Source organism: Odoribacter sp. (assembly GCF_985060555.1).
The window spans coordinates 89,303-115,282 of record NZ_CFKYFN010000036.1; the positions used below are offsets into that span (position 1 = coordinate 89,303).

The 25,980-nt window shown below is 42.4% G+C and carries 20 protein-coding genes; 4 read left to right on the top strand and 16 right to left on the bottom strand.

Going from position 1 to position 25,980, the window contains the following annotated elements:
- The first annotated feature begins 84 nt into the window (after window positions 1–84).
- Window positions 85–2,019, top strand: coding sequence for a discoidin domain-containing protein (locus AC5RDS_RS04680; RefSeq protein ID WP_118121981.1), 1,935 nt, complete (start codon window positions 85–87; stop codon window positions 2,017–2,019).
- Window positions 2,020–2,196: 177 nt separating this feature from the next.
- Window positions 2,197–2,826, top strand: a complete 630-nt coding sequence (locus tag AC5RDS_RS04685) for a hypothetical protein (protein WP_118107874.1) — start codon at window positions 2,197–2,199, stop codon at window positions 2,824–2,826.
- A gap of 509 nt (window positions 2,827–3,335) precedes the next feature.
- On the opposite strand, the gene AC5RDS_RS04690 is transcribed toward AC5RDS_RS04685, so the two are convergent.
- Both AC5RDS_RS04690 and AC5RDS_RS04695 read right to left on the bottom strand, forming a co-directional pair.
- Window positions 3,336–4,889 (bottom strand): glycine--tRNA ligase, encoded by a 1,554-nt coding sequence (locus tag AC5RDS_RS04690; RefSeq protein ID WP_087381317.1) that lies wholly within the window; start codon window positions 4,887–4,889, stop codon window positions 3,336–3,338.
- A 42-nt stretch (window positions 4,890–4,931) separates the two neighbouring features.
- Complete coding sequence (locus AC5RDS_RS04695) at window positions 4,932–6,698, bottom strand: Na/Pi cotransporter family protein (RefSeq protein WP_013612564.1); 1,767 nt, start codon at window positions 6,696–6,698, stop codon at window positions 4,932–4,934.
- A 382-nt stretch (window positions 6,699–7,080) separates the two neighbouring features.
- Here AC5RDS_RS04695 and AC5RDS_RS04700 point away from each other — a divergent pair, with 382 nt between their 5' ends.
- Window positions 7,081–7,560: a hypothetical protein gene (locus tag AC5RDS_RS04700; RefSeq protein ID WP_013612563.1), complete on the top strand. Its 480-nt coding sequence runs from the start codon at window positions 7,081–7,083 to the stop codon at window positions 7,558–7,560.
- A gap of 59 nt (window positions 7,561–7,619) precedes the next feature.
- On the opposite strand, the gene groL is transcribed toward AC5RDS_RS04700, so the two are convergent.
- The 5 genes from groL to AC5RDS_RS04725 form a co-directional block, all read right to left on the bottom strand.
- Window positions 7,620–9,248, bottom strand: coding sequence for a chaperonin GroEL (gene groL / locus AC5RDS_RS04705; protein WP_013612562.1), 1,629 nt, complete (start codon window positions 9,246–9,248; stop codon window positions 7,620–7,622).
- A 49-nt stretch (window positions 9,249–9,297) separates the two neighbouring features.
- Window positions 9,298–9,567 carry a co-chaperone GroES gene (locus AC5RDS_RS04710; protein WP_013612561.1) on the bottom strand — a complete coding sequence of 90 codons (270 nt, stop codon included), beginning with the start codon at window positions 9,565–9,567 and terminating at the stop codon, window positions 9,298–9,300.
- Window positions 9,568–9,850: 283 nt separating this feature from the next.
- On the bottom strand, window positions 9,851–10,213 hold the full coding sequence (secG, locus tag AC5RDS_RS04715) for a preprotein translocase subunit SecG (protein ID WP_013612560.1): 363 nt from the start codon (window positions 10,211–10,213) through the stop codon (window positions 9,851–9,853).
- Window positions 10,214–10,215: 2 nt separating this feature from the next.
- Window positions 10,216–11,298 carry a DUF8458 domain-containing protein gene (locus tag AC5RDS_RS04720; RefSeq protein ID WP_013612559.1) on the bottom strand — a complete coding sequence of 361 codons (1,083 nt, stop codon included), beginning with the start codon at window positions 11,296–11,298 and terminating at the stop codon, window positions 10,216–10,218.
- A 15-nt stretch (window positions 11,299–11,313) separates the two neighbouring features.
- On the bottom strand, window positions 11,314–11,835 hold the full coding sequence (locus AC5RDS_RS04725) for an LptE family protein (protein ID WP_013612558.1): 522 nt from the start codon (window positions 11,833–11,835) through the stop codon (window positions 11,314–11,316).
- Between the two features lie 135 nt (window positions 11,836–11,970).
- Between AC5RDS_RS04725 and AC5RDS_RS04730 the strand changes: the two genes are divergently transcribed.
- Window positions 11,971–12,843 carry an Rpn family recombination-promoting nuclease/putative transposase gene (locus AC5RDS_RS04730; protein ID WP_288791551.1) on the top strand — a complete coding sequence of 291 codons (873 nt, stop codon included), beginning with the start codon at window positions 11,971–11,973 and terminating at the stop codon, window positions 12,841–12,843.
- An 86-nt stretch (window positions 12,844–12,929) separates the two neighbouring features.
- Here the strand turns inward: AC5RDS_RS04730 and AC5RDS_RS04735 are convergent, their stop codons facing one another.
- From AC5RDS_RS04735 to AC5RDS_RS04775, 9 genes are all read right to left on the bottom strand, one after another.
- A complete protein-coding gene (locus tag AC5RDS_RS04735) occupies window positions 12,930–14,279 on the bottom strand; it encodes a TlpA disulfide reductase family protein (RefSeq protein ID WP_288791550.1) in 1,350 nt (449 codons plus the stop codon).
- A gap of 16 nt (window positions 14,280–14,295) precedes the next feature.
- The gene (locus AC5RDS_RS04740; RefSeq protein ID WP_288791549.1) at window positions 14,296–15,645 is read right to left on the bottom strand and encodes a TlpA family protein disulfide reductase; all 1,350 of its coding nucleotides are present in this window, start codon (window positions 15,643–15,645) and stop codon (window positions 14,296–14,298) included.
- 4 nt (window positions 15,646–15,649) lie between these two features.
- Complete coding sequence (locus tag AC5RDS_RS04745; RefSeq protein WP_288791548.1) at window positions 15,650–17,101, bottom strand: PKD-like family lipoprotein; 1,452 nt, start codon at window positions 17,099–17,101, stop codon at window positions 15,650–15,652.
- Between the two features lie 13 nt (window positions 17,102–17,114).
- Window positions 17,115–17,831, bottom strand: coding sequence for a DUF4843 domain-containing protein (locus AC5RDS_RS04750; RefSeq protein ID WP_288791547.1), 717 nt, complete (start codon window positions 17,829–17,831; stop codon window positions 17,115–17,117).
- Window positions 17,832–17,845: 14 nt separating this feature from the next.
- Window positions 17,846–19,276: a RagB/SusD family nutrient uptake outer membrane protein gene (locus tag AC5RDS_RS04755; protein ID WP_288791546.1), complete on the bottom strand. Its 1,431-nt coding sequence runs from the start codon at window positions 19,274–19,276 to the stop codon at window positions 17,846–17,848.
- Window positions 19,277–19,293: 17 nt separating this feature from the next.
- Entirely contained in the window at window positions 19,294–22,746 is a 3,453-nt protein-coding gene (locus tag AC5RDS_RS04760; protein WP_288791545.1) for a SusC/RagA family TonB-linked outer membrane protein, read from the bottom strand.
- Between the two features lie 99 nt (window positions 22,747–22,845).
- On the bottom strand, window positions 22,846–24,006 hold the full coding sequence (locus AC5RDS_RS04765; protein ID WP_288791544.1) for a FecR family protein: 1,161 nt from the start codon (window positions 24,004–24,006) through the stop codon (window positions 22,846–22,848).
- A gap of 68 nt (window positions 24,007–24,074) precedes the next feature.
- Window positions 24,075–24,674 carry a sigma-70 family RNA polymerase sigma factor gene (locus AC5RDS_RS04770; RefSeq protein WP_288791543.1) on the bottom strand — a complete coding sequence of 200 codons (600 nt, stop codon included), beginning with the start codon at window positions 24,672–24,674 and terminating at the stop codon, window positions 24,075–24,077.
- An 18-nt stretch (window positions 24,675–24,692) separates the two neighbouring features.
- Complete coding sequence (locus tag AC5RDS_RS04775; protein ID WP_022160153.1) at window positions 24,693–25,928, bottom strand: sigma-54 interaction domain-containing protein; 1,236 nt, start codon at window positions 25,926–25,928, stop codon at window positions 24,693–24,695.
- Window positions 25,929–25,980: the final 52 nt, after the last annotated feature.

Here is a 25,980-nt window from a genome sequence, read left to right on the forward strand (position 1 = left end):
GAATAATTTAATATTATATTTGTAATTCAAATATGGGCTGTCGCTGAGAGGGGGATATCGATAAATTTTGATTTCGGATGTAAAATGCTATTTAGAATCTTTTCTTTTTTTATTATTGTCGGGTGTTCGGCTTGCCGGCCTTCGGTTTTGGAATCGGCTCTTGAAAGGGCCGGGGAAAATCGGATAGAACTGGAACGGGTATTGCGTCATTATTCCGAAGAGGATAAAGATAGCCTGAAGTGGGAGGCTGCCCGCTTTTTAATCGAAAATATGCCCGGGCATTTATCTATCGGTGGCGATTCGATCGGGCCTTATTATGCGGCTTTGAATGCGGTGTTCAGTAACGATACTTTGAGAAATTGGCAGGATAGTCTCGATAAGATCCATGAGTATTATAAATCCGGATTGCGTGTACAGGAAGATATAAAGGTGATAAAGTCCGGTTTTCTGATTGCCAATATCGATAGTGCTTTTCGGGTCTGGAGGGAAAAACCCTGGGCTTCACATGTCGGTTTTGATGATTTCTGTGAATACATATTGCCTTATACGGTCGGACAATACCAACCTTTGGAAGATTGGCGGAAAAAATTGGCTACCGGTTATGAAGAACAGATAGACCTCCGGCATCCCCGGCTCAGTCACTCTGCATTTTGGGCTGCAACTTGGGTAAACCGGGAGATCGGGACTCAGATTCGTTTTCAGACCCTCGAACCTTTTTCTAAAATTCCTCTGTTGTTTCCTTCCTTGTTGCCGAAATCCAGGGGAGGGTCTTGCCGGGAGTATGCTTTGATGGGATTGAGTATTATGCGTTCGAAAGGGATTCCTGTCATGATGGATTTTATCCCTCAATGGCCTGTCAGGTCCGGTAGGCATTATTGGAATGTGATGTTGGATAACAGGGGAAAAAATGTAGTTTTTCTGGCTACGGAGAGTGATCCGGGGATGCCTCATAAAGTGGAAGAAAAGTTAGGGAAAGTTTACAGGCAGACTTATGCAATCAACCGTGACCTGGAAAGATTGAACCGGGAGTGTGGCGATGTGCCCGATTTTTTCCAGAATTGTTTTATGAAAGATGTGACAGCCGAATATATGCGCACTTCCGATGTGGAAATCGAAGTTCCCTCTTCGGTGAAATGCTCTGAAAACTATGCTTATCTGACTATTTTCGATAATGAAGATTGGGTACCGGTCGATTGGGCCGGAATACACCGGGGAAAAGCCCTCTTTAAAAATGTAGCCCGTGATATTGTTTATCTGCCTGTTTACTATACTTCCGATGGGCTGAAACCCTTGGCCAGTCCTTTTTTATTGGATACGGACGGGAAGGTAATTGTCCTGAAAGGGGATACGTTGAATCGGCAACAGTTGAAACTCTACCGGAAATATCCTCCTTCTGACAATGCTTATGCTATGGGAAGACGGATTGTAGGAGGAAAAATTCAGGCTGCCAATCGGGCGGACTTCAGCGATTCGGTTACTATCTATCGGGTACCTGAGTGGAAAAGTGCTTATTCCCTGAAGGTTACTACCGATACTGCCTGGCGCTATTGGAGGTATTTGTCTGCCGAAAACGGACTTTGTAATATTGCCGAATTGGTATTTTATCAGAGAGATTCTATGCGCCCTATTGTGGGTGAAATTATAGGGACGGAAGGAAGTTGTTTTAATGATCCTAACCATGTGAAAGAAAAGGTATTCGACGGAGACCCATTGACTTTTTTCGATGCGCCGACTGGAAGTGGTGCCTGGGTGGGGATGGATTTCGGAAAGGAAGTGAACATCGGTAAACTGATTTTTATTCCCCGTACCGATGGAAATATGATCCAATTGGGCGACACTTACGAGTTGTATTGGTGGGGACCGGAGGGATGGCAACTGATTGGCGGACCCCGAATAGCCAGGGATGTCGTTCTGGAGTATCTGGCTCCTTCGAATGCGCTCTATTGGCTTAGGGATGTAAGCCGTGGAAGAGAAGAACGCATTTTTACCTATTCTGACGGGAAACAGATTTTCTGGTAATTCTCATAAGCAGTAATTTCATTTATTGAAAAATTTCCTATAATAAAAAATATTCAGTTACACCATAGTTAGGCTACTGAAAATTGGGCTCAATGTTCGGAAAAATAAGATAATTAGTCGTTTATTTTTGATTTGGGATTGTTATATATTTGAACTAATAAAAATTATTAGAAAAGTATGGAAAAAAAATCATTCAATTTATTCTATTTTGTTATTTTGATATCAGGTGTTTTATATACAAATGTATGTTTTTCACAAAATACACCTACAACTTGGCAAGACCGGCTCGAAGCTTTAAAAAATAGCTTCAATGAAGAAAATAGGGGTGATGTGTCGTTTTTGAAACTATTAGGGTATACCTATAAAAGAATAATTGGATCTCAAACTGTTAAATCCGATATAATAGATTCCTTATTATCCTACAATGCTCCTGCTATTTTGCATTTACCTCCCATAGTGATGAGAGATACTGTATCAAGGGGAGATTCCTGCGTCATTCGGGAAAGAGTGTTGCCTAAATTTGAAATCATTTCTATTCGTAAGCGATTAGAAATTGCAGAGTCTATAGGAGAAAAAAGTCTGCTTACCTCACTAAGACAACAGCTTAATAATTTAATTCATTTGGATTATGAATATTTGGAATTAGAATGGAGTTATAAAAATAAGCACTTTAAATCATTATGTGTTGTATCTAATGAACATGGCGGATTTATTTATGACCCTATCGGTTCAAATATTTTAGAGTATACAACAACGACAACAACTAATACTGTAGAACGTTTAAATTCAAAAGAAAATCTTCACTAAAATTTTTAATTTGCTTCACTTGTCGAAGCCTTCTCCAAATACCTTGAGACGGGTGTCTTCAACGGCTGCTGCCTGATGGAGATAGCCGAGATTCTCAGAGTTCGCAATGGGGAGGAATTTGTAGAAGTTCCGACGAAGCCGGAGCCTATTTTCGAAGCCAACACTTCCGGCATGAACCCTGAAAAACTGACATATACCTTAACCCATTTTTTGTATAATGACAAGCAAACCGACATTATCAATAGTTTAAACAAATGATCTCGATTATAATGTGGTGATTTAACTTTACCGAAAAATGACGATTTAAAATTTGCTTATTACATGGCGGTGTAATTATTATAGAATAAGCCCCGAAAGTTTTATCTGGCTTTCGGGGTTTATTCTATGTATTATAATTATTCCGACAGGGTTCTTCCGGATCGTCAGAATTCACAGCACTTACGCGAAGTATACCCGGAGGACGGTGATTCTGATTATTAACCAAAGAAACCGATCCCTCGATGAGCTGACTATTCGGTCATTTTTCTCAGCAAAGTTTGCATATCGCATTTTTCTTTGAGTATACCGAAGAGTTGATCGATGGCTACCCGTTCCTGCTGCATGGTGTCGCGGTCGCGGATAGTGACGGCATGGTCTTTCAGAGTCTGGTGGTCGACAGTGATACAGAAAGGAGTACCGATAGCGTCCTGACGGCGGTAGCGTTTACCGATAGAGTCTTTCTCGTCGTATTGACAGTTGAAATCGTATTTCAGCAGGTTCATGATTTCCTGCGCTTTTTCAGGCAGCCCGTCTTTCTTCACCAGTGGCATAATGGCCATCTTTACCGGGGCCAGAGCTGCCGGCAGGCGCAGTACGACACGGGAATCCTGTTTGCCGTCTTTGCTCAGGTCTTCTTCGCAATAAGCAGCCGACATAATCTGCAGGAACATTCGGTCTACACCGATAGAGGTTTCGATCACATAAGGCACATAAGATTCGTTCAGTTCGGTATCGAAATATTGAATCTTTTTACCGGAATATTGCTGATGTTGTGATAAGTCGAAATCCGTACGGGAATGAATTCCTTCCACTTCTTTGAAACCGAAGGGGAATTTGAATTCGATATCGGTAGCGGCATTCGCATAATGGGCCAGCTTCTCGTGATCATGAAAACGATAGTTTTCTTCCCCGAATCCCAGGAGCTGATGCCAACGCATACGGGTCGTTTTCCATTTTTTGAACCACTCCAGTTCCGAACCGGGGCGTACAAAAAATTGCATTTCCATCTGTTCGAATTCGCGCATCCGGAAAATAAACTGGCGGGCGACGATTTCATTACGGAAAGCTTTACCGATCTGGGCGATACCGAAAGGCACTTTCATGCGTCCGGTTTTCTGTACATTCAGGAAGTTGACGAAGATTCCCTGAGCTGTTTCGGGACGCAGGTAAATTTTGCTGGCTCCTTCTGCGGTAGACCCCATTTCAGTTGCGAACATCAGGTTGAACTGGCGTACTTCGGTCCAGTTGCAGGTGCCGGAGATCGGACAGACGATTTTCTCGTCGAGAATAATCTGACGTACTTCATTCAGGTCATTGGCATTTAAGGCATTGGACATCCGCTCGTGGAGAGCTTCTCTTTTGCGGATGTGTTCCTGAATCTGAGGATTGGTCTCCCGGAATAAGGCTTCGTCGAACTTTTCCCCGAACCTTTTCCGGGCTTTTTCAACGTCTTTCTCGATTTTTTCGTCGTATTTAGCAATCTGATCTTCGATCAGAACGTCTGCCCGGTATCTTTTCTTAGAATCTTTGTTATCGATCAAGGGATCGTTGAATGCATCTACGTGGCCGGAAGCTTTCCAGATGGTCGGATGCATGAAAATGGCAGAGTCGATTCCTACGATATTTTCGTGTAACCGGACCATCGATTCCCACCAATACCGTTTGATATTGTTTTTCAGTTCCACGCCGTTCTGTCCGTAATCATATACAGCTCCCAGTCCGTCGTAAATATCTGAAGACGGAAACACAAACCCATATTCCTTACAATGAGCTACTAATTTTTTGAATACATCTTCCTGTGCCATAATCTTATAAAATATTATTTGAGTGACAAAGGTAATGAAATTTTATTCTTCGTGTCCGATTTCTTTCATTGCCTGTGTGACATTTATCGTATAGTCTCCGATTTTCTCACATTCGGAGAAAAGGTCGTTATACAGAATACCCATAGAATATTCGTATCGTTTTTCTTCGATCGCCATCAGGTGTTCCTGTTTCAAAATGGTCCGGTAATCGTTGATGGCTTGTTCGAGTTCATAGGCTTTCTTGGCGTTTACCTGGGTATATTCGGTAGCCAGATTGGCACACATAACGACGATAGATTCATCCACTAAGGCAAACATATGTTTGAGTTTATTGGACAATTCTTCCGGGAAGGTGATTTTCTGTTCGTTACGACGATAAATCGCTTTGGCGACATTTAAAATAGAATCGGCTACACTTTCCACTTCCGATACGATTTTAAACATCGCACGTACCCGTTGGGAGTTTTCGGAGGTTAGTCTGGATTCGGAAACTTTGGTCAGGTAATCGGCAATTTCAACTTCCACCTGGTCACTTTCGTCTTCCATTTTCTGGAGATAATCGAATTCTTTTTCATATTCTCCGGAGGGCATATCGAAAGCCTGGATTGTTTTGTGAAACATTTCCAGCGTACTTTGCCCGTAGAGGGAGATCTCTTGTTTGGCTTGGAAAAGCGAGGCGTCCGGCGTAGATAACAAACCGATTTTGATATGTTTCAAAGTAAAAGTTTCTTCCCCTTTCTTGGGAGGAATAATCCGGCTGACAATCCGGGCCAGATATTCGGTAAACCAAATCAGAATAGCCACGTTGATCCCCTTTGCCAAGGTGTTGAAAAGAGATAATACAAGCGGCATGGCGGCATTTATAGAAGCGGTCACTCCGGCCCGGGCTTCCGGTGAGAAAGCTTCGTTCAACAGTTTCGGGTCCGAAAATTTGGGATTATAAGTCGAGAGATGCAGGGTGACACACAAGTCTCCGATGAAGTTCAAAAAAGGGGTAAATATCAGGAATAACCAGATCACTCCGAATACATTGATGATAAAATGGGCTAGGGCTGCCCGTTTGGCTTGTACGTTGGCCACTGCTGCTGCCAGATTGGCGGTAATAGTCGTTCCGATATTTTCACCCATAATCATCGCTGCAGCATCTTCATAACCGATCCAGCCTTTCGAACACATCACCAAAGTTAAAGCAACTGTAGCCGAGGAGGATTGAAATATCGTAGTCAAACCGGCACCGATAAGCAGGAAGATCATCCAGGAACGGAATCCCAGAAAGCTGATTTTTTGTATGAATTCTCCTACTCCGGGAAGAGTGTGCAAATCGGTCGGCATCGATTCCTGCAGAAAACGCAGGGCTAAAAACAACAAACCGAAACCGACGAACATTTCACCCCAGGTTTTGCGGGAACGTTTTTGTGAAAACAATAGGGGCAGTGAACAACCGATAATCGGAAGAGCCAGATCGCTCATGCTGAATTTTCCCAGTCCTAACACCGCAACCAACCAGCTGGTGATGGTTGTGCCGACATTGGCTCCCAAAATAACACCGATAGAGCCGACCAGGTCCAACAATCCGGCGTTGACAAAACTCACGACCATGACTGTCGTTGCCGAAGAACTTTGTATCAGGGCTGTAATAAATAAGCCGGTAAGTACACCCGTAACACGATTGGAAGTCATGGCTGTCAATATCTGCCTCATTTTGTTGCCAGCCAGTTTCTGAAGAGATTCACTCATTAGTTTCATTCCATAAAGGAATACACCAAGCGATCCGATGAGCTTCAGTACATCAAAGATTCCATAATCCATTTTTGCATTTTTTAAGATTCCGAATTTTGCGACTGTAAAAATAGGAAACTCATTCAGATTACGAAAATATTACGAACTTATATTTTTAAGATTTTTAGGAAAGAATTAAACAATACGCAGGAATAAGACCGTTTTTGCCGGTGTGTTCCCTAAACTTTTCCCGAAAAGGGAGGACAAATATTCCGAATATTTTCCGAGGATTCACTATTGGGTATAATAAAATGTTTTCATATCATTGTCAAATAGATAAGTATTAATTTAAAAATGATGAAAAAATTGTATTTAGTATTAATGGTGATATCACTATTTTCCATTTCTTGTTCAAAAAACATATCGGATGACACTTCAGAAATAATGGAGTACGATAAGTTGTTTTCCAAATATGGATGGGAGAATGTGGAAAAATGTGAAAGACAAGTCAGTAGTCAAAAATTTGAAAGCTATAACTTCGTTTGAAGAGCTAGAAAAAGTGTTGAAATATATTCAGAATATGCAATCTGAAAATATTAGAACACTAGTTTCTGAACAATTTGACATGTTACCTCGTTTAAAGTCAACTAATGAAAGTGGTGGGCAAAGGATTGTCAAAATCTCTGGTTTGAATTCTGATGGACGGGTAGATGTTTTTTTGGATATCACTGTACCTGCTGTAACTAATAGTGCTTTTTACAATACGGGGTTTGGGGATACTTTTATTGGTTATAATCATTTAAGTGGTAGTGCTTATAAATCAGGAAATAAGATAAATTTTACGGCTAATGGAGAAATTATTCTTAAAATTATCTGGCAAGGAGTAGAATTGAAAAGATTACCTACGAATAGTAGTGGGTATTATGATACTAATCAAAAAATATACGGGTAATTAATCAAAAAAAGCTGTCTGCAAACGCAGACAGCTTCCTTGTATTGAACCATTTTTTATTACATCATTCCCGGCATTCCGCCACCCATGGCAGGAGCGGCAGGTTCATCTTTTTTCTCTTCCACCAATACACATTCGGTAGTCAGGAACATTCCGGCGATAGAAGCTGCATTTTCCAAGGCTACCCGGGTTACTTTCTTCGGATCGATCACACCGGCTTTCTTCAAATCTTCATAGATATCTTTCCGGGCGTTGTATCCGAAATCGCCTTTACCTTCACGTACTTTGTTGACAACGACAGCACCTTCGACACCGGCGTTATAAGCAATCTGACGTAACGGTTCTTCGATAGCACGTTTGATGATTTCGATACCGGTAGTTTCGTCTTCGGTTTCTCCCTTCAGACCTTCCAGGGCTGCTTGTGCGCGGATATAAGCGACACCACCACCCGGTACGATACCTTCTTCGCTGGCAGCACGGGTTGCGTGCAGAGCGTCATCGATGCGGTCTTTCTTTTCTTTCATTTCAACTTCAGAAGCTGCTCCGACATACAGGACGGCAACACCACCTGACAATTTTGCCAGACGTTCTTTCAGTTTTTCTTTATCATAGTCGGAAGTCGAATTTTCAATCAATTTCTTGATCTGCTCGATTCTCTCCTGAATAAATTCTTTTTTACCGGCCCCTTTGACAATCGTCGTATTTTCTTTGTCGATGCTTATTTTGTCTGCACGACCCAACATATCGATAGTCAGGTTTTCCAGTTTCATTCCTTTGTCTTCCGAAGCGACGACACCTCCGGTCAGGATAGCGATATCTTCCAGCATTTCTTTCCGGCGGTCACCGAATCCCGGAGCTTTTACTGCTGCAATCTTCAAAGAACCTCTCAAACGGTTGACCACCAAAGTAGCCAGGGCTTCGCTTTCGACATCCTCGGCGATGATCAACAAGGCACGACCTGATTGTGCTACCGGTTCCAGAACCGGAAGTAATTCCTTCATAGAAGAAATCTTCTTGTCATAAAGCAGGATATAAGGATTTTCGAATTCGCAGATCATCTTCTCACTGTCGGTTACGAAATAAGGAGAAATATATCCACGGTCGAATTGCATACCACCGACCGTTTTTACCTCTGTCTCGGTTCCTTTGGCTTCTTCAACGGTAATTACTCCTTCGATGCCGACTTTTTCCATTGCTTCGGCGATCAGGTTACCGATCGTTTCGTCGCCATTGGCAGAGATACGACCTACCTGACGGATTTTTTCAAAGTTGTTACCTACTTCTTCTTTTTGTCCTTCAAGATGTTTTACGACAGCAGCAACTGCCTTTTCAATACCTCTTTTCAATTCCATCGGATTAGCTCCGGCAGTAACGTTTTTCAACCCTACATTGATGATACTTTGGGCCAGGATAGTAGCGGTAGTCGTACCGTCTCCGGCATCATCTCCGGTCTTGGAAGCGACTTCTTTCACCATTTGTGCTCCGATATTTGCATACGGATCGGCTAGTTCGATTTCCTTAGCTACGCTGACACCGTCTTTGGTGATATGGGGAGCTCCGAATTTCTTTTCGATGACTACATTCCGGCCTTTCGGTCCCAGAGTTACTTTTACTGCATTTGCCAGCTCATCTACCCCTTTTTTCATCAGGTCACGAGCTTCGATATTGAATTTTATTTCTTTTGCCATAACAAATTAGTTTTAGATTTTAATTTTTGGGATTACTTACAATTTACAATTAAAGAATTGCAAGGATATCACTTTGGTTCATGACCAGATACTTCTTGTCGTCGATATGAACTTCTGTACCGGAATATTTTCCGAATAAAACAGTATCGCCTGCTTTTACTTCCATCGGTTCGTCTGCTTTACCTTTACCGGTTGCGATAACTGTACCTTTCTGGGGTTTTTCTTGTGCTGTGTCGGGGATGATGATCCCTCCTTTAGTTACAGTTTCTGCTTCAACAGGCTCAACAATTACCTTGTTAAGTACGGTCTTCAGTGTCATAATGTTAAAAATTTAAAAGTTTATAATATGATTTTATTTTCAAATTAATACGCAATATTTCAACGTCGTTGTAAGGTTGAATGTTACAACATTTCCTTCTTATCATATTTTGTGCCAAAAAAAATACGACAGAAAGGAAGAGGAGGAAAGAAAATGTAAATCATTGAAAAATAGAGGAAAAATGATAAAAGATAAAAAATAGGGGAAAAAAGGGTTTGGCAGAAAAGCAAAAAAATGTCAGTATGACTGACATACTGACATTCTATTTTAAGTTTTAATGGAATTATTCTCCGGGTGTTGCAGCTCCTGTTTCCTGGGCATTTTCGCCGGCTCCCGGATTGGTCGGGAAAGTCGGGATGGTTTGTTGCTGAACAGGCTGAGCTTCGATTTGTTCCTGGATAGCAGATTTTACTGCATTTTCTCCTCTGGGGATAAAAAAGGTGGCCAATACACACAGGATCATCATTCCTCCGGCTAACGTCCAGGTTGCTTTTTCAAGAAAATCGGTCGTTTTTCTTACTCCCATGATTTGGTTAGAAGAAGCAAATGAAGAAGCCAAGCCTCCGCCTTTGGAGTTTTGTACCAATACAATCAATATCAATAAAACGCAGATAATGAATATCAAAACAGAAATTGCCGTATACATAATTACTCTTTATTATTAATGTTCTCTTTTATTTTTTCGATTCGGTCTGCAAAGTAAACACTTTTTTCCGGATATTTCAAACTTAATTTTATATAAGTTGAGATTGCTTTTTCGTACAGATGTTGTTTGACATATATTTTTGCCAGTGTTTCGCTGAATAATTCCTCTTGGATATAAGGATTTTCTTTAGATAGATCCCTGTTATCCGTCGAGGCCGAAGTTATTTTGGGCATGATGGGTTCAGACTGAATAAAACGCTCGATGAGATCGTCTTTTTTCTTTCGGGATTTCCGGGATTCTTTCTCTGTTATGACGGTTTCTTCGGTATGAGGCTGGTCGGTCAGCCGGTATCCGCCACTGATGATTTCGGGAGTATCGAGAGAGACCGATGGTTTTTCTTCCTGTGCATCCGCTATTTCTTCGTCCAGATCGACATCGATAGAGAAATTATTTTCAGGACGGGGGGCTTCATCTACGATGCCCTGTATTCCGCTCAGATCGATGGGCTGGATGGGGGAGGCATACGGGGTGGCAGAATGGTTCGCTTCGGACCTATCCTCTTGGGTAGAGTTGGAATAATCGTCGATTATTCCCGGTACATCGTCCAGTCGGATAGGGTTGGAAATGATTTCTTTCTCATCGTTTTCCGGCCGTTTTCTTCCCTTTTGCCGGAGATTGAATTGTATGATGTCTTCTTCGCATCCGGTAGTTGTCTCTTCGGTAGTCTGACAGACCGGAATACCCTGGCTGTGAACGACGGTATGACCATGGATTTCGCGGATACGTTCGTCGACAATATGACTCAGCGAATTTTTAGGGATTGCCGTACCGGAACCCAAGGGTTCGAAACCGATCTGATTGTTCAGGTACCTGAAAAATTGCTTATGATCCGTAAGATGGACGGTCGAAGCTTTTAGTTCGCTGCGAAATCTGACACCTCCCAGAAGATATAAAGCTTTTAAATATAGAATACGAGCCGTCTGAAAATAAGGATAACGTTCTACGAGTGTATGTAATTCCCGTAGATCGTCATTGTTGATTTTTTCAGGATGACGTATAAATTCTATGATTTTTTCACTTTTCATTCTTCTGCCGATCGATTACCAGTTGACGAGTGCCTTATTATATATGTCGTCGATAATCTTATCCAGGATTTCTATAATCAAGCTCTCCTCTATGGAATCGAAATCAGCGTCGGTCGAGTAATCGGCATAGTTGGAAAACGTAGAAGAGAAATCGTATTTATCGTCTTTCGTATTCGTATACTTTACTTTGATTCCGATCGTCAGCCGGTTGGAGGCTGCGATTTCATCTTTTTGGATATCGATGGGCCGTTGGCTGTACTCGGTGATCTGGCCTTCGAAACGAATATCTCCGTTGTTATCGGTCAATTGACTCAAGCCTGTTTTGGAACGCATGTAATCTGTCAGTTTCTCGGTAAACAGCGAACTTAGATAAGGTACTACCAGAGGAGCCTTATTCGGGAAATAATCCACGGAAAAGGTCTTTACGTCAGGACTGATGGAAGCTCCTGTCGTGGAATATGTTACTTTATAAAGCTTACAAGAATTGCAACAAAGTACTGCGGCAAACAATAGAATTAAAAAATTGATTTTTCCCATAGATCATTCTCCTGATATTTGAATACAAATGTACATGAAATTTTTGTTATTGTAATCTTATCTTGGGGGAATATCCTGCATTCTGTATATTTAAAATTATTTGTTATATTTGTATGGATATGAAATTTTGATGTTATGAGATATTTAGATCCTAAAGCTGATTTGACTTTTAAAAAAGTTTTCGGTGAACATCCGGATTTAGTAATTAGTCTGCTGAATGCTTTGCTTCCTTTAGAGACGGATGAAGAGGTCATGGAGATCGAGTATCTTCCTGCCGAGTTGGTTCCTGAAAACCCATTGCGGAAGAATAGCATTGTCGATGTTCGCTGCAAGGATAAATGCGGGAGACAATACCTTGTCGAGATGCAAATGGTATGGTCTCCGGAGTTTCAACAACGAGTGCTGTTCAATGCATCGAAAGCGTATGTCCGACAAGTAAAGACCGGAGAAGAATATGAATTGCTTCAACCTGTGTATTCGCTTAATCTTGTAAATGAAGTCTTTGAGCCGGAATTGGAGGGATTCTATCATTATTATAAAATGGTTCATGTCGAACATTCCGAAAAAGTAATCGACGGTCTTCATTTGATTTTCGTTGAATTACCCAAATTCAATCCCCGTAATTATTCCGAAAAGAAAATGCAGGTGTTGTGGTTGCGTTACTTGACAGAAATCAATGAGCAAACCCGGGAAATTCCTGCTGAATTAATGGAAAATCCGGAGATAAAAAAAGCTGTTTCCGTTTTGGAAGAATCTGCTTTTACCGATGCCCAATTGTTAGGTTATGAAAAATTCTGGGATATTATTAGTGTCGAAAAAACGTTATACGGTAGCGGTTGGAGAAGAGGTGTGAAAGAAGGAAGGGAAGAAGGAATGAAAGCGGGAAAAGCAAAAGGTGAAGCAGAAATGCAGCGTAAAATTGCTTGTAATCTCAAAAGGGTAGGTTTGCCTCTGGATGTTATAATACAAACTACAGGGTTGACAGCAAAAGAAATCGATATACTGTGATGTGGTCGATTTTAGTGTAAGATTGTCGATAAATGAGGAGCTGAAAAGCCGGATACTTTTCGGGCTCCTCATGATTGACATACCGGTTACCGAATGTGCTGATCTATATATTCGATTATCTTTGCAGAGGAGGGGCGAGGAGCATCCAACGAAATTACTTTGCCGTCTTTGTCGAAAAACAGGAAACGCGGAATGCCGGTAATGTCGTAGTTTTTACTCAAACCGGACTCGAACGCATCCGGACAAATGAATTGTTTCCATTGCGGTTTGTCGGCTGCCAGCTTCTTGACCCATTTGGTTTTGTTTTCGTCCAAAGAGATACTGAGCAAAACAATCTTTTTATTTTTGGCATAATGGGCTGCCAGTTTTTCCATGTAGGGAATTTCCGCACAACACGGGCCGCACCACGTAGCCCATACGTCGATATACACGGCTTTCCCGCGGAAATCGGACAGACGGCACTTTTTTCCTTTTTCGTCCGTCATCTCGAAATCCAGAGCATCCGCTCCTTTTCTTAAATTTTTATAATGGGCATATACGGCTTCGGCAGAGACGTGAGCTTTTGTATTGGTGGAAATCTTTTTATAGACATCCAATACAGCTTCCATGTCTTCCGGAGCTTGTTTGAGATATCCGTCGATATAATCGTCTGCAAAGGCATCGATTACTTCCTGATTGGTAAATACCTGCTTTAGGCTAATGAGGTAATGTGTTCCTTTTTGCCCTTTCGGTGCGGGATGATGGCGCAGATAATGGCGCAGATATCGTTCTGCCATATCTATGTTATCCACGTCGTTTCGGTCGAAAGACTCTGCAAATTGTTCGAAGTCGGCATCGTTTCTCAGTTCTGACCAGGCAAAACGGAACAAATTTGCGGGAATACTACGGTCTATTTCTTCTGCCATTATCCGTTTGAAAGCCCTGCTCTTTACTTTCATCAGTTCCGACTTCACACTGTCTACATCTTCCTGGAATTTTTCCCGGTATTCGGCAAAAGATAGAGTGTCTATACGTGAGAAAGGCCATGGACTTTTGTAAAGCGACCAATCCTCATAGTCATTTGTAAATTGCGTACAATCTCCGTTATCCCCTTCATAAACGAATTGGGGTTTATAGATCATCATTCCCATAGAAGGTTCCTGTACGAAAGAAATCGTCAACCGGGCATTCATGCCGTTTTCTATAAAAAGATTTATACTGCATTTATATTCCTCGAAAACTAAAAAAACACCTTGCGGATTTTCAACAACAACCGAATAGTCGAACACACCGTTTTTGTCTACCGAAAGCGTATCTATCTTTTCGTTGTAGTACATCAGTACATTTCCGCCTGCAAAATCTTTAATCTTTCCCTGAATACGGGCAGGTTTCATCTCTTCTGCCTGCACTGTATTTACAGTGAGCAGAGCCACTAAATATATCGCTAAATGTTTCATATTCCTTGTTTTCCAATTATTTCATACTATTTTCTATCAAAGCGGCACAATCCGGCTCGGAAGGACGGCTAAAGGAATAAGCGATAAAACGTCCCTCCGGATCAATGAGCATAAAATGCGGTATCCCGTAAATGCGGTATTCTTTGTCGAGAAAAGCATTTGTTTTTCTGTCCACCACATATTGTGCCCAGGCCGGTTTTTCACGTTCGATAAATTGTTCCCATGTTTTCACATTGCTATCTACAGAGATGCTTACCAATGCAATACGTTTGTCTTTGGCAAAATGCTCGTATAATCTGGCCATGTAGGGAATCTCTTCCCGGCAAGGTGAGCACCAGGTGGCCCAAACGTCGATATACAGGTATTTGCCCCGCAGATCCGATAACCGGCATTTTTTCCCCGTCATGTCCGTCATTTCAAAATCGGGAGCTGGTTTGCCAGGCATCAGGTTGCCGAATGCCCGTACGTATTCCTTGTATTCGTCGTTTACTGCTTCTCGGAGCGAATCGTTCGAACATATCCGGTTGTATACCGCCATGACGTCGTCTAGGTTACCTGAGTAATGACGGAATAATCCGGTCACCGAGCGTGTAGCCTGCTTGTCAACGATCGTTCGGTCGGTTACTTTACGTTCCAAGGTTTCCAGATAGGCAATCTGGTAGTTTTCTTCCTTATCCGGCTCCAAGGTTAAATACCAGCCGATCACACTTTCTACGATACGTTCGTTCGCTTGCCGGGGATCGTTCAAATCAATAGATTTTACAAAAAACGCATAATCGGCGTTGGGTGTCCGGTCTTCATCCTGTAGCCAGTTGTAGTTCAGTAAATGTTCCTGTAACATTAGATGCTGTTTTACTGCTAACTTCTCACGGGTTACCTCATCTTTTACTTTATCCAACTTTTCCTGCAAGGCTTTCCGCATGGCCTCGATTTTATCCTCATAGGACCGGAAGGAAATACCTTTCACTTCCGGATCGTTCCAAAATCTCCGGTTCTTTGCTTCGCAATAAGCCCATAAATAGGCATTCTCTGCCGGCCGGTCGCCCGAAAACGTAACGTCGATTCGTTTGTCTTGTTGCAAAACAAGTTTCATTTCCACTTGGTCTCCTGCTCCAATATATACCGGCACCCATGGGGAATGGTCTTTGACAGAGATCTCATAAATGCTCCATACCCCGTTAGCTGGAGAGAATATAAAATTTCCGAGTGTGTCCACTACCAGCGTATCGCGGCGGTCGCTCTGCCCTTCTGCACATATCCGTACCACTTCACCGTGATAGTTGCCGATATGTCCTTTTAGGACGGTTTGTCCGGGGCGACACCCCGAACAAACAACCAACAACAAAATGATGAATAAATTTCTCATACGCTTACGGTTTAAATTCAAAATCGACGACTTTTCCGCACACTTTTTCAAAATAAGCTTCTTTTTCCAGACTACCGTCGGATTTCATTTGCAGATAGTAAATCGATCCGGAGTTCGTTGCGCCCGAACCGTCGCTGACACCGACATACAGGCGGGTGGGATTCTCCGCACGGTCGAATTCCATGTAATCGATCTGCTCACCGGTTGCAAAATCATCGAATTCGGCAATAACAGTCCCTCCGTTTATGCCGGCACATACAATTTTATTCCCGGTGGCATAATATAGGAAGTCGATATCGTAAGAAGAAATTGCAAAACAAGTGGCATCGTCAAAATCCGGTCGATCGATGATCACTTTCCGTTGGGGAACCACGCGGATATACTGTTCCGTATAATCTTCATTGTATCCGGTATTCTTATTGATTGCAATGACAAAGCGTTCTCCGTCGTCACCCTCCATCACTGCACGGGCATCTTCTCCGAAAGCTGCGCCGTAGATCATGGTCGCTTTCATATCCGTCGGATCGAAATCGCCGGAAGTGGGTTTATCTATGGGTGTCGGCATCGTTCCGTAAGATTCTACATACAGAAAGCGTTTCCCTTTTTGATCGTAAAAGAAAAAATCGTTCGATTCATACATAGAGAATGGAGCTGCTTCATAATCTCCCTTAATTTGTGGGTCGTATTTTTGAAAAGGATTATCTGCAAAAGCTAATCTTCGGCTATATATTTTCCCTCCTACTATCACAAATTCATTGTACCCCCAGTCACTTTTACATAAACATTGCATAATTTGATTTTCGGGAGTAATGTAAAAGAATTCGGAAAAATCCATCATGGCAGAAAAATCCGAAGGGTCCGCTACTTTCGAACCTTCCTGCGTTGCTATAATGACTGTAGCCATAATATCCTCTCCGGCTCCGGTATAATAAATACCGACAGGATGGGTTCCGGCCACTTTCCCGTTTATTGCTTCATAAGCATTTTCGGTTACCCGGTTCAGTGCGTTGATGAAAGTCACATTCGCATTACCGTTTACGCTGCTTAATGCCATGATGCCCTTGGAATAAGAGTTGATAACATTTAAATCGGTTTCCGTCGTGTAATATATTCCTGTTTCTCTGTCAGTCACTACATAACGAAGGTTGTATTCCCCCACGGCAATTTTTACCTCGATGTTCAGGTTCTTTTCAAATGAGAGGGTGTCTGGATTTGCACTATTGTTTATCCGCCAGGCATACCATACGTAATCATACCGGGTTGAATCGAAGTTCTCTGTACCTTTGATCTCTACCGGTATGGCCAGACGGTCGGATTGTTCTACAGTATATACCTTTTCAATACCACCGATCATCAAATCGTTCAAACGGGTATAGTTGTAATTTCCCTTATCTTCCGTGCAGGCACTCACAGCCCACGCTAGCAGGCATACTATTATTCCTTGTATCTTTTTCATGTGTTCTTGTGTTTTAATAATTCATCCACGGCTCTATTACATTGTTGTTTTCATCTACGATCGGATAATGATCGGTGAAGTATTTATCCATGTGTTTGCCATAGGCCTCCCATGTAGCCCATTCCTCGAGGAATTCTTCGGATGTCGCCGGGAAATCTTTCTTCAATTCCAGCATGATATGCTCGTGTTTCACTTTGGAATAAGTGCCGAAATAATATTCTAACCCGTACTCCTCCCAATAAACTGGTTTGGTGAAGAGTTTCGAAATGATCACTCTTGCCGAAGTACGTTTCGATAATCCCAATTGTAAATCGTCCGATGCCTCTAATTTTAATGCGATCTGGAAAGTACGTTCCTCCAATTCAGGATCGTTTCCATGAAGTACGATAGGAATCTCCATCCGATATGCTCCGGCTGGTAATGTATAGGAACTATGTAGCGCGTCATAATGTGTTCCCTCCTTGGCTGTTGTAAGCTGCTTATCGAGCGTTACCCGGACAGTTCGTTCGTAATCGGCTGCTGAGCCCATTAGATTCACTTGCAGTTTCACCGTATAGGTGTCTTCCGGTTTTCCGGCAAAAGAATAAACTACGCTGTCCACCGAATTACTCCATTGTGCACTCAACTGAAAATAGACCGCTCCGTTACTGTCGAAATCTTTCATTTCGTTTTCCTGGCAGGCTGCCGAAAGCAGTCCTAAAAATATTCCGATGTAAAATATCTTTTTCATGGTTGTGTCCGTTTTTATTTGATATTACCAAATTCATATTCATTGTCCGGCATCGGGAATATATAGGTCTCCCGATTCATGGTTTGCGCTGTGAATGGGATTGTCGTCAGGTTTTTTCTTTTATAGAAATAAAACAATTGGCCTTCGGCTATAAATTCTTTTTGATATTCTTTCTGTATTTCTGACGATAGATCGGCATCTGCCGGTAAAGGTTGATTGGCATATCCCCGGTGTAAACGCAGTTTTTCCAAATAGCCGATATCGCCGGATGCCTCAGCAGCAATCAGATACATTTCCGACAACTTCAGTAGAGGAATCCGGTTGCCCGTTTCATATTTGCATACATATTCCTTTTGTGAACCGGAAGGAATGGCAAATAATCTTTTACTGCGCATATCCAAATCTATATTTTCGAAGATATTACTTTTGCGTTGTTCGTTTATCACACAAGTATAAGTAGACAAATCCTTGAAAAACAATTCCGAACGTTTCTTTTTTAAATCATATACATATAACGAAGAGATATATTCCCGGGCTGCCATGGACTGCAGGTACGACCAATTACGACGCTCCGATGTGCTCTTATCTTCGCTAAGATGTTGATCCGTCAACAGTTCGAATCGTCCGGATTCAATCACTTCCCGGGCACATGTCAGAGCATTCGTCGGATCCTCCGCATAAAGGTACACCCGGGCTAGTAAAGCGGTAATACCATAATAATTCAAGCGGGATTGACGGTATAACCAGAAACCGTCATCTGTGATATAGTCATTCATTTCTAATTGTTCTTTTTCCGAATACTTTTCGAAGGCAGGACCGAGTGGATCGACCGGTTTCAAGAGTGCACGTGCATTATTCAGGTCTTTCAGAATATAATCCAATGTTTGAGTTACCGTCGATTGTGCCACAGGACTATGGGTTACTTCCTTTACATAAGGAATGGCAGGTTCGTTTTTTCCCATTTTAAATGAAGGTGCATAACCGCGTAATAGGTCGAAATGTAGAAATGCCCTTAGTGCCAAGGCTTCTCCTTCTACTAATTGACGCAGATCTTCATTCATTACACTGCCCTTTTCAGCGATATTTTTCAAAAGGTAGTTACAATTGGCAATAGCATTATAATTGGAATTCCACATCGTATCGATGATATCTTTCACTGCGTTGTCTTTATAATCATAGGACAAAGCTTTTGTGTAGCCGGAGTTGACCGAAGAATAAGTTTGTGCTATCATATCGATAAAGCCCATAGTGTTGTTGCCACCATAGGTCGTCGTTCTGCCCATCAGGGTATAAATGCCTGTCAGGGCTTCGCGGAATCCTGCTTCAGATTTGAACAGTTCTTCTTCTTTTACCTGTGATTTCGGCTGTACGTCCAACCAGTCGTTACATCCTACTGCTATCGACGACAGGAATAAAATCGAATATTTCAGTATTTTCTTTTTCATGTTTTTCATTTTTCAGGTTAAAATCTTGCTTGTAATCCGATGCTGAAATTCCGTGCAAACGGATAATCGATACCCCGTTCCTGCTTTACATTAGAGGCATGGAATACATCGTTCATGTAAAACATGGCTTTTAGCCGTTTGATGCCATAACGTTTCAATTTTGCCGTACCGAATTCATAAGAAAAATTCAAAGTAGCTAATTCGAGATAATTATAGTCTTCTACAAAACGAGAGGTGGGTTTCGTTCGGTAACCGATATTGATCCCCTGTGAATCCTCCGAGAAAGCGGCGAAGCGTACTTTATCCCCCGGTTTTTGCCAACGTTGTTCAAATGCCCGCTTGTCGGCGTTATAACGTGGATCGATGTCTTGCACCTTATCCACCAGAGTCTGATTATACATCTGACCACCGATGCGGTAACGGAATGTCATGTTCAGAGATAAGCCTTTCCAGGTAAAATTTGTTCCGAAAATACCTTCCAGATCAGGATCGGTGCATCCTCCGATGACATAATTATCGGAGGACCAATCTGATACGATCCTTCCGTTCCGATCTGTAAAAAGCTCGTTACCTGTAGCCGGATCGATACCCAGAGAATGATTTACCCAAATAGAATTCATGGAAGCACCTTCCACATAACGCACGCGTGGACGATTTATACTGGTCATGTTTTCCCATTCTGAAGTGGAAAAATCATTTTTATTTGCATCGGCTTCTTTGTCTTGTATTTCATTGTAGGCTTTCAATGCGTTCGATATTTTTAATAATTTGTTTTTATTGTGAATGGCAGAACCGTTTATGCTCCAGAAAATCTTTTTCGCCTGGTTACGGATCAAAGTGGCACGCAGGCTCAGTTCGTAGCCCCGGTTTTCCACTTCACCGAGGTTGTCCATATAGGACGAGAATCCGAGAGATGGCGCCAGGGTTACGCTTGTCAGTACATCTTTGGAAGTTTTGATGTAATAGTCGGCAGAAATATCGATTCTGCCTTTCCACAGAGTCATATCTACCCCGTAATTCTGTTGCCAGGTACGTTGCCATGCTAAATTCCGGTTACCCATTGTAATGACTGTGGCACCTATACCTAAATGATAGCGTTCACCAGTGAGGTATTCATAAGTGGTAATCGCTTGATAGGGATCATAATTTTGACTGCCTGTCAAACCATATGAACCGCGGATTTTGAATTGTTGCAACCAGTCTGCTCCTTCCATAAAATGTTCGTTGTGCAGATTCCAGCCCAAACCTGTCGACCAGAATGGGGCCCAACGTTTGTCTGCTCCGAACTGTGAAGAGGCATCTTCACGGAAAGAGAGATCGAACAAATAACGTTCGTCATAGCTATAGTTCAGGTTGCCAAGGAAACCTACCAGCCGGGAGGTGTATTCATTTCCTGCAGGCGAACCGTTCTTTTCGTATTGTGTGGCAAAACTGATGTAATCTAAACGTTCACTGGGAAAACCTTCTGTTGTCACAGAGAATTCCTTTGTACGACTTTGTTGGATATTCCATCCCAAATTGGAATTGATCACATGTTTTCGTGACTGCCAGAAATAACTTAACACAACGCTGGCATCGTAGTTGAACACATCCCCGCGCGAAGCAGAATAGCTTCCGCGTCGGTCGAAATCATCACCGGTATATTCTGCAAAGTCGGTATGTTTGGCTGGTTTGAAAATGTCTGCCGAGGTATTCTGTAAAGTGAAAGAGAAACTACCTTTCAATCGTAATCCCTCGATGATTTGCCAATCGATACCGAATAGGTTGGTCAGGTCGTTATACCGTGATTCGTCCCGCATATCTAATGTAGCATTGTATAAAGGACTGTAGATCGGCGTCTGGCTTTCTTTCATGTAAATGCGATCGTCCCGTTCTATTTCATAAAGGTAATTTCCCTGTTCATCCTTATATCTGACATAGGGATTCAATTTCGTATATTCGCTGAAACTGCCGTAGGGCGAATTAGTGGCTTTTACACGTGAATAGTTCAATTGGTTACGGAAAGTCAGGTTTTTATAAATATACTGTAATTCTAATCCCAGACCTAGCCGTTCTCTCCCAGACTCTTTCATCACACCCGGCGTGTTGTTGTAGTTGATTTCCATCGCGTAGCGGATGTAATCGTTACCGCCGTCCAGTCGTAAGGAGTGTTTGTGAGCTACTGTCAATTTATTCAACGGTTTATTCAACCAATAGGTGTTTACTCCTTGACGAACGTTTGCCAGGCGTTTGTTATAGGCATCTTCTAGTACGGAGCGGTCCGAATTTTTATCCCTGTTATAATAAGTTTTCTTTTCGATGTCGTACAATCCTGCCAAGGTTTCCAACTGTAACTTTTCCCATGAGTCGCAAAGGTTATAATCGCTTAAATCGGCCATATAGAATGTTGCATCCCCATTGTAACTCACCGCCATTTTTCCGCTGGCCGGAGCTACGGTTGTAATCACGACCACTCCGTTAGAAGCTCGTGAACCATAGATTGCTGTTGCTGCTGCATCTTTTAGCAAGGTAATCGTCGCCACCCGGTAAGGATCCATGTCGAATACTTTCTCCGCTGTAGTCTCGAATCCGTCTACGATAAATACCGGCATATTCGGGTTACCGCTGTATTCGTCACGCATGCCGCTGATGCTTCCCGCACCGCGGATCTGGAAATCGGGAATAGCATTCGGATTGGAACCTAATTGGTTGTTTTCGATTTTTACAAACGAAGGATCGATATTCTGGAGGGCACTCAAAATATTCTGATTTCCGGCTGTTTGTAATTCTTCGGCAGTAATTGTGCGGGCAGCTCCGGTAAAGCTGTTTTTGGCCTGGTTGAAATAGCCGGTGACTACCACTTCGTCCATTTCGGTAGCCTCTTCTTTGAGGATAACATGAATTTCCTTACGTTTGCCAACCGTTTCTTCGTGGCTTTCCATACCGATCATACTGAAAACCAGTACGTGCTGTCCTTCGGGAAGGTTCAGCATATACGCTCCTTCAGCATCGGTAGAGGTGCCTAATGACGTCCCTTTCAATCTTACCGTTACTCCGGGTAACGGGTTGTGGTAAATATCACGTACCGTACCATTTACCCGAACATTCGTTGATTGTTGCTGAGGTGCCTCCCGCCGCATGACGGTAATTACTTCGTCGTCGAAAACGAATCGTAGGGAAGTACCTTCGAACAGACGAACCAATACATCGGCAACGCTTTCTTGTTCGGCTTTAATGTTTATTCCTTCCATTTTTCCTAATTCCTCTACATTGTAGAGGAAGCGAATCCCTGTTTGCTGTTTGATTTGGCTGAACACTTCGTACAGACTTACATTATTCAGATTCAGGGAAACTTTCTGATTCTGTGCCCGGCCGTTCCCATAGCCAGCCAGTACAAAACACAACACAAAAACGCAACACAATTTCATCGTTTTCCAGATTTTCGGATGAATCTTGTCAAATAAATGACTTAACAGACATTTTTTTTTCATAGATTTGTAATGATTAAGTAAAACATCAGAGAAATACACCGCAATTGTATTTATCTGTTTATCGATCACACCGGAATGTCGTAATTATTCCGGTGTTTTTCATTTTTCTATAATAACGATAGTCCGGTTTTCTATCTTGAACCGTATCCGGGAAGTTTGTTCCAGATAGGCCAGTAATTCCCGGATGTCTGCATATCGTTTGATATCTCCGTAAAAGCGAAGTTCTTTCAATTCATTTTTTCCGAATATCACTTCCACATCATACCAACGTTCAACTTTTTGCATAATGCTTTCTAGCCGTTCGTTCACGAAAACCATATCGTTGTTTTTCCAGGCGATATAAGGGTAGATGTCTGTATCGTAAATTTGCATATCTCCGCTTTGGGGGTTTGCTATTCCCACCTGATTCGGTTTTAATTTTATTTCTTCTGCAGCTGTATTGGCCTGAAAACCGATGCTTCCTTTTACCAACACCGCTTCTATTCTATTCGAGTCGTAAGTGTTCAGGTTAAATTCCGTTCCATATACCTGTAAACGATAATCACCGGCCCGGACAATAAAAGGATGATCAGCGTCTTTGGCCACTTTGAAATAAGCTTCACCTTGTAATTTTACTTCCCTGACACCGGCTGCAAATTCGACTGGATATTCCAAGTCGGTTGCTGCGTTTAGCCATACCCGGGTTCCGTCACTTAGGGTTATTTGAAATTCTCCGCATCGGGGGACTTCGATTCGGTTGTAAATCAATGTCCGTTCATTATCTTGTGAGGAGCGGTGGTAGCGAATTTCTCCGGTAGAATCCCATTTTACGATACTGCCGTTTTGTTCTATTACCGCTGCTTTTTCTCTGGTTAAATCGATTTGTTGACCTGTCGATAAGACAAGGCGTGCTTTGGGTGAGCCGGGTAAGACTTCTGCCACATGCACTACCGATGGTTGCCGTTCGTGTTTCCATAGTAATCCGCCTGCAATCAGGATGGTCAGTATGACTAATGCAGCTGCATAACGCCAACGATAAAGGAAAGATTGAGGTTGTTTACGTTTTAATTGCTTGAATGCAGCCTGTTCGTTTATCATTTGCTCTTTCCGGCTCCATCCGATCCACAATACTGTCCGGCATGTTTGACGGTATATCTTCCGGTGTTGTTCCGATACGCTCAGCCATTCTTCTACCTCTTTTTGCTCTCTTTCCTCCAATTCATGATGAAAATAGGCGATTAACCGTTCTTCCGTTACCGATGCTGGAATTTCTTTTTTCATATTATTCGTATAGGGCTCTTTGATAATAATACCGGATAATCCCCAAAAAGTCTAACGAAAAGAAAAAATTATTTTTTAATTCGGAAAAAGAATAAAAAAATGGAAAGTCCTTCTGCTCCTAATTCCTTTTTCAGTTTGCGGACAGCATTACCTAACAAAGTTTTTACAGTGGATAAAGAAATATGATATTTTTCAGCTACTTCCCGGTATTTTAGGCCGTCTACAAATACGGCCAGCATAATTTCCTGTGAACGGGGTGGTAATTTTTCGATCTCACTCAGTATCCGGGTGATAATATGATCATGTTTTTCATTATATTCTTCAAAAGCTACATTTACTTCTTTCAAATCTAAAGTATGCCGGAGTATATCTTTTTTTTCCAGACGGTGATAACATCGATTACGTACCGACACAAGTAAAAAAGAGGATAAGGAAGAACTTTGTAAATCTTTCTTTTTCCTTTTTTCCCAAAGGGTAATAAATAACTCCTGTACAATGTCTTCCGCTAGTTGCATGTCTTGGACGAAAGTGTCGGCATATACGACGAGACGTTTGTAATAGACCCGGAACATCAACTCCATACCCCGCCAATCGCCGGCAGTCCATAGCCGGCAGATCTCCTCTTCCGGATGATTCGTGATTTTATCGGGCGTATGTGGAGTTATCATATGGCCGGTGATTGGAGTTTAGTTTTCCAGATTGTATTCTTTCAGTTTGCGGTATAGCGTCCGCTCCGATATGCCCAGATCTTTCGCTGCCAGTTTGCGTTTCCCATGGTTTTTTTCCAGAGCTTTTGTAATCAGTTCTTTTTCTTTTTCTTCGATAGAAAACGACTCCTCGATGACTGCTTCGGTATCCTGAATATGATCTTCCCGGTGGTTGAGGAGGGTTGGACTGGGGGAAGGAGTGAATTGTCCCGGTTCGTGATCGTAGAGATTCCTCAGTACCAGAGAAGTGGTTGGCTCGGTAGTCCCTGTTTCTTGCTGAGGTTCATTTTGCATCAGATCATAGACCAGGCGTTTCAGGTCGTTCATATCCTTTTTCATGTCGAAAAGGATTTTATACAGGATTTCTCTTTCAGAGGCGAAACTGGCTTCTCCTTTGTCGTGGCCGGTGGTCAGGGTCGGTAACATCGGATCGTGTTCCGGTATATATTTACGTAAGGTGGTTTCATCTACCATACGTTCTCGTTCGATGATGGAGATTTGTTCCGTTACGTTTTTCAGTTGCCGGATATTTCCCGGCCAACGGAAGTCCTGAAGGATTTTAACGGCTTCTTCCGTTAACCGGACTGCCGGCATCCGGTATTTTTCGGCAAAATCGGCGGCAAATTTCCTGAATAACAAAGGAATATCTTCTTTACGTTCGCGTAAAGGAGGGATCGTGATCGGAATAGCATTCAGACGATAATACAGGTCCTCCCGGAATTTTCCGTTTTTTACCGCTTGCGGGATATCGAGGTTGGTGGCTGCGATAACCCGGACGTTGGTTTTCTGTACTTTCGAGGAGCCTACCCGGATAAATTCTCCCGTTTCCAATACCCTTAATAGACGGGCTTGGGTCGGTAAAGGCAGTTCTCCTACTTCATCCAAAAAAATGGTTCCGCCGTCCGTTACTTCGAAATATCCTTTCCGGTCGGATACGGCTCCGGTAAAAGCCCCTTTCTCATGACCGAAAAGCTCGGAGTCGATCGTTCCTTCAGGAATCGCACCGCAGTTTACCGCTATATACTGAGCGTGTTTGCGGGTACTGTAGGCATGGATGATACGGGGAAAAATCTCTTTCCCGACTCCGCTCTCTCCGGTTATCAATACGGACAAATCTGTCGGGGCTACTTGGGTAGCAATATCGATGGCCCGATTTAAACCCGGATTGTTTCCGATGATTTCAAATCGTTGTTTGATCGCTTGTATATCTTCCATATTCAGCTATCTTGTTCATATTTTCTTCCGGACCTGTAAAAGTTACAGGTAC